The sequence below is a fragment of the Sphingomonas sp. LR59 genome, from assembly GCF_036855945.1.
In the GTDB taxonomy this organism is placed as follows: Bacteria; Pseudomonadota; Alphaproteobacteria; order Sphingomonadales; family Sphingomonadaceae; genus Sphingomonas.
On sequence record NZ_JASPFL010000001.1, the window covers coordinates 445756 to 459272 of the forward strand.

Here is a 13517-nt window from a genome sequence, read left to right on the forward strand (position 1 = left end):
CGTCAGCGGCGCATAGGGCGTGCCCGCGCCGCCGCCGCCGGTGAGTACGACGATAATCTCCTGGTTCGGATCAAGCCCGAGTTTCGCGCGCGCTTCGGCCTTGGTCGGGACCGGATCGACGGTCGTGCAAAGGCCCCCGCGTAGCATGTCTTCGCGCGCACCCAGCCTGGTGTGTCGCCTTGCTCGAGCGCTTCGCCGAAGGGCGCGAGCAGGCCGACGCTCGCCTGATAGGCGCCGAGATGCCCCGGATCGAGCCGGTCGCCGTGCATCCGGATGCTGATCGCCGGGACGCTGGCGATCCGCGCGAGCAACGCGATCTCTGCGGAGACGTCGACCACGAACAGCGCCGGATCGACGTCGTCGAGATGGTCGATGATCGTCCGCATCGTCGCCCGCGTCTTCGCCACCCCGAGCGGGACGCAGTGCATCACCTCGGGCGTGGCCTGTGCGAACAGCCCCGGCGTCGGCACCGGCGCGCCGATCATGTCGGGCAGCGCCGCGATCGTGATCGGCCGCTCGAACCCGTCGAACAACGACGGTTTGGCGGTCAGGATCGTCACCATGCGCTCGGGCGGCAGTTCGCGGATGATCGCCATCGCGCGGTTGGCATGGCCGCGGCCCTGGTGATGGATGAAGAACGTGATCGGCTGGCTCATGCCGATTGCTGTACCGGAGCCACGCGCGAAGGCGATTGATGTCGATCAGCATAGTCGGCGCTCAAGCCGAACGCGGCCTCGATCTCGGGATCGAGCCCGGCGGCGATATGCGCCGCATCCGCTGCTGCAAGATCGGGATACGCCGTCGGCACATAGGGCGCGTAGCCTTGTCCCTTGTAGCTGGTGATCGGCACGAACTGTGGATGGTGCGCCAAGCCTGCTGCCGCCGCCAACGCGCTCACGAATGCCGCCGGATCGCGCGCGAACGCGTCATAGCCGAGCAGCGCGACGTTGTGCGCGCGGTTGCTCAGCGACGACCAATGGCGCAGCTTGGCGGTCCGCTTGGCAATGCAATTGGCAAAGCGTTCGCCGGTCTCCGGATCGCGTTCGTGCAGCATCTCGTCGCCATGCATCGGATGGCCGGGCTCGATATGCCCGAAATGATCGTCCCAATAGCTGTGCCAGTCGCTGCGGATGAACGCGTCGAACGGCTTGGCCTTCAGCTCGGGGTGCGCATGCCAGGGCTGGCGGTGGAGACTGCGCGCCCAGTCATACGCATCGCGTGCCACGACCAGCACCAGCGTATCCTTCACGAACAGCGTCTGCGGCGGTACGAACCAATGCTTGAACCCGAACGCCTCGGTGATCTCGACGCCGGGCATATTCGCCTCGATCGCGCGCGTGACGAGGTTGGTCCCGCTGCAACGCTGGCCATAGATCTGGACGCGCGTGATCGGTACGTCGCCACGCCGCAGGATTCGCAGTCCCGGCAAGGGCTGCAACCAGTTAAAGGACTTGGCGGGCGATGGGGGCGATATCGACATGGCAGCATGCCGCTAGCCCCGCGTCGGGTAACGTACAATGACATCGTTTAGTCGCCGCGCGCGAATGCATCGCGCGGGGGCGCCGTGGCTAAAGCCCGATCGCGAGTCTCAGCGTGATCGCCCGCGGTCGGATCGGAACGGTCTGCGTGGTCGTCGCCAGCGTGAAGGGATTGCCGAACCCGAAGCTGTTGCCACGTCCATCGAGGAGATTGTCGATCGCGATTGACCAGTGTCGTGGTCCGTCGTCGAGCGTCGCGCCCGCGCCGATCGTGGCATAATCGCCCGCCGGCCGATCGAGCAGGGGATCGAAGCTCAACCGCGTCTGGCCGATATACCGCGCCGTGACATACCCGCTCGCCGGCATCCCGATCAGCGAGAACCGTCGTGTGATCCCCAGCCGCGCGGAATAATCGGGCACGACCGGCAGGCGGCGATCGTCCTGCCCGGCGCGATCATAGGCGCGATCGTTGGCGGGTGACGTCAGTCGCGCGCGCTGGATCGTGGTGCCGAAGTCGATCGTGTAGGGCCGCGCGTCGAACCGTCCGCCGAACTCGACGCCGTAGTTTGTGGCGTTCCCCGCATCGACCGTGCCGAACAACCCGTCAGATCCGACCACGTCGCTGCGAAGATGCTCCCAGAAAGATCCGAAGATCGCGCCGCTGAGGCTGAGCCGGTCGTCGAGGCCGTGGATGCGCCAGCCCATCTCGATGCTCTGCAACTCATCGCCGGGGATGCGTTGCTCGGTGCTGATCGATGCCCGGGTGACACCGGCGGGACGGATCGCGCTGGCATAGCGCAGCCAGATCAGTCCGACGTCGTCGCGGTGCCAGCTGAGTGTGCCGCTCGGCGTGACGCCCAGCTTGGTGGTGCTCTGGTCGTCGGGACCTTGCTGCTCGATGTCGTTGACCGTCACAAAGCCGCGCAGACCGATCTTCAGGTCGAGCGTTGACGACAGACGTTGCGTGCCCTCGGCGAACACCGCCGCTTCGAACACCGCCTCCTTGTCGTCGCGCGCGACTACGGAGCTGGCGTCGGATTCGAAGCGGCCTTTCAGGCGGGTGGTCGCATGCAGGATCGACGCGCCGACGATCCAGGGGTGGCGTGCGGTCGGATCGCTCAACCGAACCTCCTGCGTCACCAGCCGGATCGCGCGATCCTCGACATAGGCAACCGGTGCGGTTGTGCCGAGCGCAGCGGCCATGACGCTCGCATCATAGGTGCTGCCGAATTCATGCGACACGATCGAGGTGGTCGATTGCGCGTCGAGGCTGCCGATCGGGCCGTGGATATCGAGCGACCCGGACAGGAAATCATTGTCCTGCGGCTCGGCGATCGCCGTCGCGCGCGATAGCCCGCTGGTCGCATATTGGCTGTCGCGCGCATCAATCCGTTGGCCGATGCCGCTCATCGTGGCGGTCCAACCATCGCCGATCGCCCACCGCAGCGCTGCGCGGCCCCGCTGCGCGCGGTGCGGTTGACGTTGCGCGTGTTGCGACCGGTGTCGTCGATCCAGCCGGGCATCGTCTCGGTCCAGCCCGACGCACGCAACGCCAACGTCCCGGTCACGATCGGCAGGTTGAGCGTGGCGTCGAGCGCACCACCGAATGCGCCATTGTTGATACCTGTCACCTCGCCCGCGACATTGCCCGAGACCTCGTCGAGATCGGGTGCGGTCGTGACGATCCGGATCACGCCGCCTAGCGCACCGGTGCCGTAGAGCGTGCCCTGCGGTCCGCGTAGAATCTCGACACGGTCGATATCGACCATCCGGAGATCGGGATCGGGCGAGGAATAGCCGATCCGCGCATCGTCGAGATACAGGCTGACCAGCGACTGGCTGGTGCCGTTGAACGCACTGTCGGCGACGCCGCGCAGGAACACGCGGTCGCGGCCGGGGCCGAGATTGGTCGAGAAGGCACCATCGGTGGTCGCGAGCAGATCGACCAAACCGCGCTTGCCGGCGAGCCGGTCGAGCGCGGGGCCGCCGAGGATCGTGATCGACGCGGGCAGGTCGGACAGGCGTTCGTCGCGCTTGCTGGCGGTGACGATGATGTCGCCGCCCTCGACGATCGGCGGTGGCACGGCATGCGCGGTTTTGGGAGAGCGGGGCAGGGGCTCGATCCGCCAAGTCGTCGCATCGACGCGGACGGCGCGTAGATGCGTTCCCGCGAGCAGTCTTTTCAGCGCCTGCGCGACGTCGTTGGCGCGCGTGATCTTGCGGGCCGGCGCATCGGGCAGCGCGCCGGCCATGCCGATCGAGATGCCGGTCTGGCGGGCCAGCGAGATCGAGCGCGGTGCGCAGTGATCCGGCGGGTAGGACGATGGCGCGTGTCGGGTCGGTGCGCGTGGGGTCAGCGTGGGCCGGCGCGCTCGATATGGACGACACCATCAGCGCGGTGCAGGCGTAGCGGCAGCACCGCGCGAAGCTGATCGAGAAGCCGCGAGCCGTCGCCAATCGTCAAAACCCCGGAAAAACTAGCCCCGCGGCGGACGGATCGACTACCAGCGGGGTGCGTGCATACCGCGATATATCGGCGACAACCAGCGGCAACGGCACGCCGTCATAGTCGAGCCGCCCATCGGTCCAGTCCGCGACCGACGTCGGTGCGACCGTCCGGCGTGCGGCGATCCCGGTGGCAGGATCGATGTCGAGCCGCTGCCCTGCGGTCAATGTGGTCGACGCGCTGCCATCGTCGACGTGCGGCGCGACGCTGACGCTGCCCTCGGCGACCGCGACCGAGATCCGTCCCTGCGCATTGACGACCGCAAAGCGCGTGCCGACGTCGCGGATGTCATAACCGCCCGCGCGGACGATTAACGTCCGCGATGGATCGTGGCGCACGGAAAAGCTTGCCGCGCCGTCCGCGATCTCGATCAGCGGGGTCGTGCCCCCCGACACCGACACGCGCGACCCACGATCGAGCCGCATCGCGCTGCCATCGGCGAGCGTGACTGCACGGGTGTTACCGGCGTCGGTCGCATAGGTCTGCACGCCGCTATCGGGGTCGGTTAACGTTGGCCCGACGAGCAGCAACGCCAGACCTGCGGCGAGCGCGCCGCCGGTACCGGTCGCCATCCACCGCCAGCGGGTCGAGCGCGCTGGCGGGGCACGATCGGAAGCGCCGTCGTCGTTCGCGGGCAGCAACGCGGCGATCGCGGGGGCCGCGGCGGCGATCTCGGCATCGAGCAGCGCGATCGAGATCATAGGCGGCGCGGTGCGACGGATCGGCGTCGAGCCAGTCGCCGAAGCCTGCCCAGTCCATGTCGGGCGCATCGATCCGCGCGTGCCAGGTCGCCGCTGCGTCGATCGGATCCTGGGTCGTTGCATCCATTACGGCACCCTCGTTCCGAGCGGATGCCCCCGCTCGCCTCATAGACGCCACCATACGCCAGCCACCGCAGTCCGGCGCGAAAATCAATCATTTAGCGCCTTTCTGAGATGGCGGAGCGCGACCGCGATATGCTTCTCGACTGCGCTGCGGCTGATCCCGAACTCGGCGGCGACTTCGGCATGCGACAGACCGACGATCTTGTGGCGGCGAAACACGCGCATCGCGCCCTCGGGCGGACCGGCGAGCGCGGCGGCGAGTTGCGCGACTCGCTGGCGTCCGGCGACCGCGTCGAACGCCGAGGGCGCGTCGTCGATCGCCTCAGCGCCCGCGGCCAGCCCCCGGTAACCGTCGTGGTCGATTCCACATAGCCACTGTCGCGTCGCGCTCGCCGGCCGCTCGCCCGCACGCGGTCGAGGACGATGTTCATGCCGATCCGGTGCAGATAGGCGAGCGGGTTGGCGATCGGGCCCGCGACCGGCCCCGTTGTCAGCTGGGCGATATGCAGCCAGATTTCTTGCACAACGTCCTCGGCTTCGGCGACGCTACCCGTCCGCCCGGTGAAGAACCGGACGAGCTGCGGGCGATGCGCCGCAAGTACCGCCGATAGACCGGCAGGCTGAAGAGGATCCGCGTCGGCTACGACGTCGCTCCGAATGTCATGCCCCGTTCGAACATGGTTGCTCTCTAGCGCCTTGGTGGATCGGAAGTCGCGTTTGAAATGGTGGGTGACGCAGGGGTCGGCACCGAACTGTCCTCCCCGCGAAGGGGCGGGTTGTCAGACTGCGGCACCGTAAAGTCATGCGATACCCGGCAAAAATCACTATACGCTGGCACAAAGAGGAGCAGGACATGACGCACAAGGACGCGCTGGCGAAGGTGCCCGCGGTGACGCTGGGGTTCTGGATCGTCAAGATCCTCGCCACCACGTTCGGCGAGACCGCGGGCGACACCGTCAGCATGTCGATGAACCTCGGCTATCTGATCGGCACCGCGATCTTCCTGGCGATCCTGATCGTGCTGGTCTGGCGACAGATCGCCGCGCACCGCTATCACCCGCTGCTATACTGGGCGACGATCATCGCCTCGACCACCGCGGGTACGACGATGGCGGACTTCGCGACGCGCTCGCTCGGGATCGGCTATGCAGGTGGGTCCGCGCTGCTGTTCGCCTGCGTGGTCGCGGCGCTGGCGGTGTGGCGGTCGGTGCTGGGATCGGTCGCGGTCGAGACCGTGCACGAACCGCGCGCGGAACTGTTCTACTGGATTACGATCACCTTTTCGCAGACGCTCGGTACCGCGCTGGGCGACTGGACCGCGGATACCAGCGGGCTGGGCTATGGCGGTGCGGCGGTGATCTTCGGCGCGATGCTGGTGGTGATCGCGGCGCTGTATGCGTGGACCGCGGTCGACCGCGTCCTGCTGTTCTGGAGCGCCTTCATCCTGACACGCCCATTGGGCGCGGCGGTCGGCGATTTCCTCGACAAGCCGGTCGATCATGGCGGGCTCGCGTTCAGCCGGCCGCTGGCGTCGGCAGTCCTGGCGGTGGCGATCGTCGTACTGGTGCTGGCCCTGCCGTCGCAGCGTGCGCGTATCAGCCTCGGCGCAACCCGCTGATCATCCGCCACGCCAGGATGATCGCGACCGCGACCAACAGCAAGGCCGCCGCCACGAACGACAGATAAAAGAGCGGCGCGCGCCACGGGGACATCGCAACGGTCTGCGGCGTGTCGAGCACGCGGTCCTGCTCGATCCGCGTCGTTCGCGCGGTCGGTGCGACGAAACGGGACGTTTCGTTGATGATGAAGGCAGGTGGCGCAATCGCGGTCATCGTCCTGTTCCTTGCTGATACCGTCGTGTGTGATCGATCGCGGAGTCGTTGCCGGCCCCGTAGAGCGCGAGCAGTGCGTCGAAATGATCGTCCATCGTCCGGACCGGGCGGCGGCGCTGTGGCGAGGTCTCGATCGTGCCGGCGACCGCTAGGATCGCCTCGGCGGCATCCTGCGCATCGCCCGACCGGTACAGGGCGCCGTCGTTCGCGCAGGCGAGATCGGCCGCCCCGCCGCGGTCGGGGGCGATCAGCGTCAGCCCCGACGCGATCGCCTCCGCCGCGACGAAGCAGAACGTCTCCGCCTCGCAGCCGTGGATCAGCGCGTCGGCGCTCGCCATCAGGCGGGCAAGCGCGCCGCGATCGCGGACCGGTTCGAGCAGGCGGACGTGCGGATTGTCGCCGATCGCGTCGATCACCCGGCGTTGCCGCGCACCGCCGCCGATGATCAGCAGCCCGACCGGCGCCTGCGTGCCCGCGATCGCCGCGGCCTGCGCGACCATGTCCCAGCGCTTTTCGGGGGCATGGCGACCGACGCCGATCAGCAGCAGCGCATCCTCGCCGAGTCCGCACAGCGCGAGCATCTCGCGGCGTAGCTCGGGATCGCGCAGCCGTGGCGAGAACTGGCCCGGCTCGACCCCCATCGGATCGGTCGTCACTTTGCGCAGACCGCCGTCGCGCAGGCGTTGCGTCAGGCTTTCGCTCGCGCTGACGATATGATCGAACTGCGCATCGAGCCGCCGCAGATGCCGCCAATACCAGTCGAACGCGCGATCGATCGCCTGCGTCGAGGCGACGTTGCCGAACCAGCGATAGGCATAGGCGGACAGCGGGTCGGCATGCGCGATTAGCGATAGCCGCGCGCGCGATCCCGACCGCGTCCGCCAGTCCGCGACCATCGAGGCGCTGCGCCACGGCGACGACACTTCGACGACATCTGCATCCTCTTCGTCGAGCATTGCGTGCAGCGCCTCGCGATCGGCGAAATAGCGATAGGAGCGGTCGAGCGGGAAGCGGGGCGAGCGCAGCCAGCGGACCCGCGCATTGGGGCCGCGCTGTTCCTCGCGATCCTCTTCGCCGGGCGCGATCACGACGATTTCGTGACCGCGATCGGCGAGCGCGACGAGTTTCCGGTCGATATAGGTCCGCACCCCGCCGCCGGTCGGGGTGTAGAACGCGCAGACGTCGACGATCTTCATGCCGCTATCGCCAACGGGACCGGCTCGGCGACCAGATCGGCATAGCGCGACACGGTGCGGCGTTCGGCGAGCGTGCGGAGCGTGCGGTCGATGCTGGTCAGCAGCGATTCCTTGGTGACGTCGCCGGGATGGACCGCAACGCGCATCGTCGGCATCCAGTCGGGCATTGTGCGCGCGATCGCAGCGACCGCGAGCGAACTGGCGGTACGCGCCGGCGAGCGGCTGGCCCAGGTCACCACAGGGCCGCGCGCGACGATCGCGCCGGTCCGCGGCTGCCAGACGCGGAAATGATCCTCGGCGAGCGCGAAGTCGCAGGCTTTCAACGCGGCATGCGCGTCCGGACCATAGAGCCAGGCGGGGGCGATGAACCCCGCGACCGACCGGCCGATCGCCTGTTCGACCATGTCGCGGCCGGCGCGCATCCGGAGTTCCGCCTCGACCGCATCGAGCCCGAGAAATTCGCCTTCGCCCGCGGTCATATAGCGCGCCTTCAACGCGTTGGCGCCGGCCCGGTGTGCGCTGGAATCGCGGTGGAACCAGCCGTGGAGGAACATCTCGACGCCCGCATCCGCCCAGTCGCGCAGCCGCCGGACGAACGCCGGCGACTGATCGATCCGCGCGCTGCCCCAGTGATCGGGCACCACCAGCATCGCGAACCGCGGCCCGCCCAGGATCGCCTCGATCCGTTCGGCGAGCATCGCGATCGGCAGCGCGAAAGTTGGCGAGACATCGTGGATCGACACGACCAGGCGCTTGTCGGCAGGAGGCGCCCGCAATGGGGCCGGATCGGCGAATTGGGTCTGTACCATCGTATAGCTCTCGTTCGTCATGGCATCGCTGTTGACGGGACGGCACCGCGGATCTGCGTCCGCAGTCCTGACCTCGTGTGTGTCAAAAATTTATTTCATTGCAGCGACAGCCAGGGCTGTGGGGGCCGCGCACGGCGGCGTCGTTGGGCCATGATCATGGTTTGCCTGCCCGTCTCCCGTCCCGCCGATGCGCGATTCGCGAGACTTCCCAGACCCCGTATCGTTCGAAGGAACGCCGCATGAACGACATGCCGCTGACGATGACACCGTTGACGCGCGTGCAACTGCCGCAGTTGACGCCGACGACCGTCCGCAAGAATTTCCTCGGCCGCTGGCTCGCGCCGTTATTGTCCGCCGCGATCCTGATCGCCGCCTTGTGGCAGCTGCGCGGGATCGACGTTCGCGAGATGCTGCGGATGGTGCCGCACTCGCCACTGTTCTGGACGATCTTCGCGCTCGGCTATCTGGTGACGCCGTTCAGCGAATGGGTGATCTATCGTCGCCTCTGGCAGCTCCCGCCCAGCGGAATCCTCGCGCTGCTACGCAAGCGGATCAGCAACGAGATCGTGCTCGGCTATTCGGGCGAACTGTATTTCTACGGCTGGGCGCGGAAACACGCGACGATGGTCGGCACGCCGTTCGGCGCGATCAAGGACGTCTCGATCCTGTCCGCGGTGGTCGCCAACGTCTGCACCTTGGCGTTGGCCGTGGTCAGTTGGCAGGCGCTGGGCGCGCTGCACCTCGGCACCGACGCCAAGGTGATGACGATATCGGCGGCCAGCATGGCGATTCCGTCGCTCGTCACGCTCGTCCTGCGCAAGAAGCTGCTGACCCTGCCGCGTCCCGAACTGAGCCGGATCGCGGTCATCCATTTCCTTCGGATCGTCGCGACCACGCTGCTCGCCGCATTGCTGTGGGCGGCGGTGATGCCCGCCGCGCCGCTCGCCTGGTGGCTCGCGCTCGCGACACTGCGCCTGCTCGTATCGCGGCTGCCGCTGCTGCCCAACAAGGACATCGTGTTCGCCGGGCTGGTCGCGTTCACCGTCGGGCGGACGTCGGACGTGACCGCGGTGCTGACGATGATCGCCGGCCTCTGGCTCATCACCCATCTGCTGCTCGGCGCTGCGCTGACCGCCGTCGAACTCGTGACCATGGAGCGTACCAAGTGATCCTGCTTGCCCTGCTGGCGCTGGCCGCTACGCCGCCCTCGACCCCGGCGCTCGGCACCGCCGACGCGCGCTGTCGCCCGCACGAACAAGGCCCGGCGCTGATCGTCGACGTCGATGGACTGAAGGATCGCGTCGGCGTGCTGCGGGCCGAACTCTACCCGGCGAAGGACGGCGATTTTCTCGCCGACGACAATGTGCTGATCGGGCAGGGCAAGGTATTCCGCCGCGCCGTCTTGACGGTACCGGCATCGGGAGGCGTGTCGCTGTGCCTGCGCGTGCCCACGCCGGGCGCGTATGCGCTGAGCGTCGTCCATGCGCGTGACGGCGGGCACGGGTTCAGCCTGCTGCACGACGGCATCGGCTTTGCGAGCAATCCCCGACTCGGCCATTCGAAGCCGCATGCCGATCAGGCGACGGTCGTCGTCCATGACGGCCTGACCACCACGCATGTCGTGATGAACTATCGCAGCGGGCTGTTCTCGTTCGCGCCGCTCAAGCGCTAGCCGCGCCGCTTTTTCTACCTGTCTTCAAGAGGACGATATCATGCTTCGATATCTGATGGTGGCCGCTGCCGCCGTAACGCTGACCATCGCTCCCGCCGCCGCCATCCCGGCGGCGCACGACATCACGCTGATGACCTATAACGTGCACGGTCTGCCCTGGCCGATCGTCGAGGACCGCTCGACCGAATTGCAGGCGATCGGCGACCAATTGAAGGTCATGCGCGAGCGGCATGTCCAGCCTAGCATCGTCGCGGTGCAGGAGGCTTTCGTGCCCGAGGCCAAGGCGATCGGCCGGACCGCGGGCTATCGCTACGTCGCGTTCGGCCCCGCCGAGGATGCGGATGGCGCACGCGCCCCCGGCGACGACGGCTTCGTCGCGGACGGCAGCCGGCTGGTCGGCGAGCGGCTCGGCAAGCATGTCGACAGCGGACTGGCGATCTTCTCCGACTATCCGATCCTCGCGGTCCGGAGGATGGCCTACCCGGTATGTGCCGGTTACGACTGCCTCGCCAATAAGGGCGCGCTGGCGGCGCTGATCGCGGTGCCCGGCATCGCCACGCCGATCCTGGTGGTCGACACGCATCTGAATTCGAACGGCGCATCGGGCGCCCCCAACGCGAGGGCGATCTACGCGTATCGCCGGCAGCTCGACCTGCTTTCGCGCTTCATCGCCTCGATGGGCGCGGGCGATCGGCCGGTGCTCGTCGCGGGGGACTTCAACGTCGGGCGCGATCTGGCGCGGCGGGCGCAGTTCGACCTGCGGATGTTCGGGGGGAACGATTTGCTCCAGGCCGCCGCCGTGACATGCCGAACCGCGCCTGCGTGTCCAATTGCCGAGCCGCTGGCGATGGCGGAGTCGCTTGGTCGCGCAAAGGACTGGCTGATGTACCGCTCGTCGCCAACCGTCGCGATTACACCGATCGCCTTGGCAGCGCCGTTCGGCCGTCGTGCGGATGGCTCGATGCTGTCCGATCACATTGGCATCGTCGCGCAATACCGGATCGAACGGCGCTTGGTGCCGCAGGCCACAGTGATGACCACCGCGAGCCGCTAGGCTGAGGGATCAGCCGGCCCTGAGCCACTGGCGCAGTACGGCGGTGACCTCGCCCGGGCGTTCGAGCGGCGCAAGATGGCCGCAGGCACGCAACAGGTGGAATCGCGCCTCGGGGATTTGCAGCGAGAGCGAGAGTGCGTCGTCGGGTGAGCAGATCCGGTCACGATCGCCAACCGCGACCAGGGTCGGGACATGGATCGCGGCGATCGCCTCGCTGATATCCGGCCGAGCGAGCAGCGCACGCTGCTGGCGTTCGAACACCACCGGGCCGACGCGGTCCGCCATCGCCTGCGCGGGGCCACTGACGATCGTGCTCAGCAGCGGATCGGCGTGCGGGGCGGTGGCGAGCATGCCCTGTCCCGCGACGGTACGAGGCCGGACGTCCATCGATGCGCGCGTGCCGAACAGCGCGATCCGCTCGATCCGATCGGGCGCCTGGCGGACCATCTCCATCGCGACGTAGCCGCCGAGGCTGACGCCGGCGACCGCGAACCGCGGCGGTGCGCTGGCGAGCACGCGCGCGGCCATTTCGGAGAGCGTATCGTCCCGGGAGAGGTCGCCGAACTCGACTTGTGCGATCCCGGCGAGGTCGACGATTTGGCGCGCCCAGAGCTGCCCGTCGCAGCCCATCGCGGGGAGCAGCATCAACGGTGTACGCGGTCGGATCATGCGGAAGCTCCGGTAGCGGCGGGTTGCGGGGATGCTCACCTCAGGCGACGAACGGGAAGGCAAGCGCGATCATGCCAACGATGGTCATCACAACGCAGACGGCGATCGCGGGCACGAGGGTGAAGCGCTGGTGATCGGCGAGGTCGATGCCGACTAGGCTGACCAGCAGATAGGTCGACGGCACCAGCGGGCTGAGCAGATGGACCGGCTGGCCCATCAGCGACGCGCGCGCGATCGCCTCGGGCGCGACGCCGTAATGCGCGCCGGCCTCGGCAAGGATCGGCAGCATCCCGAAATAGAACGCGTCGTTCGAGATGAAGAAGGTGAACGGCATGCTCAGCACCGCGGTGATCGGTGCCATGTACGGCCCGAGCGCGGGCGGGATCACGCCGACCACCGCCTTGCTCATCGCCTCGACCATGCCGGTGCCGCCGAGAATGCCGGTGAAGATGCCAGCTGCAAAGATCAGCGACACCACCGCCAGCACGTTGCCGGCATGCGCGGAGATGCGCTCCTTCTGGTCGGCCACGCCGGGATAGTTGACGATCATCGCGATCGCGAACGCCAGCATCATCAGCACCGACAGCGGGAGAATGCCCCAGACCAGCAACGTCAGCAGCGTGACGACGAGCGCGGCGTTGAACCAGATCAGCTTCGGGCGACGCGCCTCAGGATATTGCGAAACGGCCATGCCGGTGAACTCGGTGTCCGCCGTGATCCCCGCTTCACCCATCCGGACGCGCTCTTTTCGCCCGAAATACACGGCGAGACCGATCAGGAACGCGAGGCCGGCGATCATGCCGGGGATCAGCGGCAGGAACAGCGTCGCCGGATCGAGCTTCAGCGCGCTTGCGGCACGCGCGGTCGGTCCGCCCCACGGCGTCAGGTTCATGATCCCGCTCGTCGTCATCAACAGGCAGACGAGGTACAGCCGGTTCATGTTGAAGCGCTTGTAGAGCGGCAGCAGCGCGGCGATCGTGATGATGTAGGTGGTCGACCCGTCGCCATCGAGGCTGACGAGCGCGCACAGCACGACCGTCCCGATCAGGATCCGCATCGGATCGCCGTGGACCATCCGGATCAGCCTGCCGACCAGCGGATCGAACAGGCCCGTGTCGGTCATCGTCGAGAAGAACAGGATCGCGAACAGCAGCATGACGCCGGTCGGCGCGAGGTTCTTGATGCCGTCGATCATCATCGGGCCAAGACCCGCGGCCTCGCCCGCGAACACGCCGAAGATCGACGGGATCACGATGAGCGCAACCAGCGGCGTCATCTTCTTGGTCATGATCAACGTCATGAACGTGGCGACCATCAGGAAGCCGAGCAGGGCAAGGTTCATCGCATCGTCCTAGGAAAGGGCGTGAATAGGGGGTTGGGGGTTGCAGGCATCGCAGACGTCGCCGCAGTTACTGTCGCGGGGGCCGCCACGAACACTCCGTCATCCTGACGAAAGTCAGGATCCAGGGTTACGGAG

At 67.4% G+C, this 13517-nt stretch carries 16 protein-coding genes and 1 pseudogene; 4 read left to right on the top strand and 13 right to left on the bottom strand.

Annotated features, from left to right (window positions below):
• Positions 1-2: 2 nt before the first annotated feature.
• The 8 genes and pseudogenes from QP164_RS02130 to QP164_RS02160 all read right to left on the bottom strand — a co-directional run.
• The gene (locus tag QP164_RS02130; protein WP_333921961.1) at positions 3-656 is read right to left on the bottom strand and encodes a hypothetical protein; all 654 of its coding nucleotides are present in this window, start codon (positions 654-656) and stop codon (positions 3-5) included.
• Positions 653-1480 carry a hypothetical protein gene (locus QP164_RS02135; protein WP_333921962.1) on the bottom strand — a complete coding sequence of 276 codons (828 nt, stop codon included), beginning with the start codon at positions 1478-1480 and terminating at the stop codon, positions 653-655. The genes QP164_RS02130 and QP164_RS02135 overlap by 4 nt, the downstream gene beginning before the upstream one ends.
• Before the next feature lie 88 nt (positions 1481-1568).
• Complete coding sequence (locus QP164_RS02140; RefSeq protein ID WP_333921963.1) at positions 1569-2888, bottom strand: TonB-dependent receptor; 1320 nt, start codon at positions 2886-2888, stop codon at positions 1569-1571.
• Positions 2885-3730, bottom strand: a complete 846-nt coding sequence (locus QP164_RS02145) for a TonB-dependent receptor plug domain-containing protein (protein ID WP_333921964.1) — start codon at positions 3728-3730, stop codon at positions 2885-2887. Before QP164_RS02145 ends, QP164_RS02140 begins: the two co-directional genes overlap by 4 nt.
• A gap of 208 nt (positions 3731-3938) precedes the next feature.
• Positions 3939-4556 (bottom strand): FecR family protein, encoded by a 618-nt coding sequence (locus QP164_RS02150; protein ID WP_443027406.1) that lies wholly within the window; start codon positions 4554-4556, stop codon positions 3939-3941.
• On the bottom strand, positions 4477-4866 hold the full coding sequence (locus QP164_RS19695; RefSeq protein WP_443027407.1) for a FecR/PupR family sigma factor regulator: 390 nt from the start codon (positions 4864-4866) through the stop codon (positions 4477-4479). Before QP164_RS19695 ends, QP164_RS02150 begins: the two co-directional genes overlap by 80 nt.
• Positions 4867-4895: 29 nt before the next feature.
• The gene (locus QP164_RS02155; protein ID WP_333921966.1) at positions 4896-5033 is read right to left on the bottom strand and encodes a sigma factor-like helix-turn-helix DNA-binding protein; all 138 of its coding nucleotides are present in this window, start codon (positions 5031-5033) and stop codon (positions 4896-4898) included.
• Positions 5034-5260: 227 nt separating this feature from the next.
• Positions 5261-5467: pseudogene (locus QP164_RS02160) on the bottom strand (RNA polymerase sigma factor); the annotation flags it as partial.
• Positions 5468-5661: 194 nt separating this feature from the next.
• Here QP164_RS02160 and QP164_RS02165 point away from each other — a divergent pair.
• Complete coding sequence (locus QP164_RS02165) at positions 5662-6426, top strand: COG4705 family protein (RefSeq protein WP_333921967.1); 765 nt, start codon at positions 5662-5664, stop codon at positions 6424-6426.
• Here the strand turns inward: QP164_RS02165 and QP164_RS02170 are convergent.
• The 3 genes from QP164_RS02170 to QP164_RS02180 are packed head-to-tail and all read right to left on the bottom strand — an operon-like array spanning position 6404 to position 8645.
• On the bottom strand, positions 6404-6640 hold the full coding sequence (locus QP164_RS02170; protein WP_132897865.1) for a hypothetical protein: 237 nt from the start codon (positions 6638-6640) through the stop codon (positions 6404-6406). The genes QP164_RS02165 and QP164_RS02170 overlap by 23 nt on opposite strands.
• Positions 6637-7836 (bottom strand): glycosyltransferase, encoded by a 1200-nt coding sequence (locus QP164_RS02175; protein ID WP_333921968.1) that lies wholly within the window; start codon positions 7834-7836, stop codon positions 6637-6639. The genes QP164_RS02170 and QP164_RS02175 overlap by 4 nt, the downstream gene beginning before the upstream one ends.
• A complete protein-coding gene (locus QP164_RS02180; protein WP_333921969.1) occupies positions 7833-8645 on the bottom strand; it encodes a polysaccharide deacetylase family protein in 813 nt (270 codons plus the stop codon). Before QP164_RS02180 ends, QP164_RS02175 begins: the two co-directional genes overlap by 4 nt.
• Positions 8646-8884: 239 nt before the next feature.
• On the opposite strand from QP164_RS02180, the gene QP164_RS02185 reads away from it, so the two are divergent.
• From QP164_RS02185 to QP164_RS02195, 3 genes are read left to right on the top strand one after another with little or no spacing between them, the layout of a single operon-like run.
• Positions 8885-9814 carry a hypothetical protein gene (locus QP164_RS02185; RefSeq protein ID WP_333921970.1) on the top strand — a complete coding sequence of 310 codons (930 nt, stop codon included), beginning with the start codon at positions 8885-8887 and terminating at the stop codon, positions 9812-9814.
• Positions 9811-10317, top strand: a complete 507-nt coding sequence (locus QP164_RS02190; RefSeq protein ID WP_333921971.1) for a DUF2141 domain-containing protein — start codon at positions 9811-9813, stop codon at positions 10315-10317. The genes QP164_RS02185 and QP164_RS02190 overlap by 4 nt, the downstream gene beginning before the upstream one ends.
• Before the next feature lie 40 nt (positions 10318-10357).
• On the top strand, positions 10358-11371 hold the full coding sequence (locus QP164_RS02195) for an endonuclease/exonuclease/phosphatase family protein (protein WP_333921972.1): 1014 nt from the start codon (positions 10358-10360) through the stop codon (positions 11369-11371).
• A 9-nt stretch (positions 11372-11380) separates the two neighbouring features.
• Here the strand turns inward: QP164_RS02195 and QP164_RS02200 are convergent, their stop codons facing one another.
• Positions 11381-12040: an alpha/beta fold hydrolase gene (locus tag QP164_RS02200; RefSeq protein ID WP_333921973.1), complete on the bottom strand. Its 660-nt coding sequence runs from the start codon at positions 12038-12040 to the stop codon at positions 11381-11383.
• 40 nt (positions 12041-12080) lie between these two features.
• Entirely contained in the window at positions 12081-13382 is a 1302-nt protein-coding gene (locus tag QP164_RS02205; protein ID WP_333921974.1) for a CitMHS family transporter, read from the bottom strand.
• Between the last annotated feature and the right edge of the window lie 135 nt (positions 13383-13517).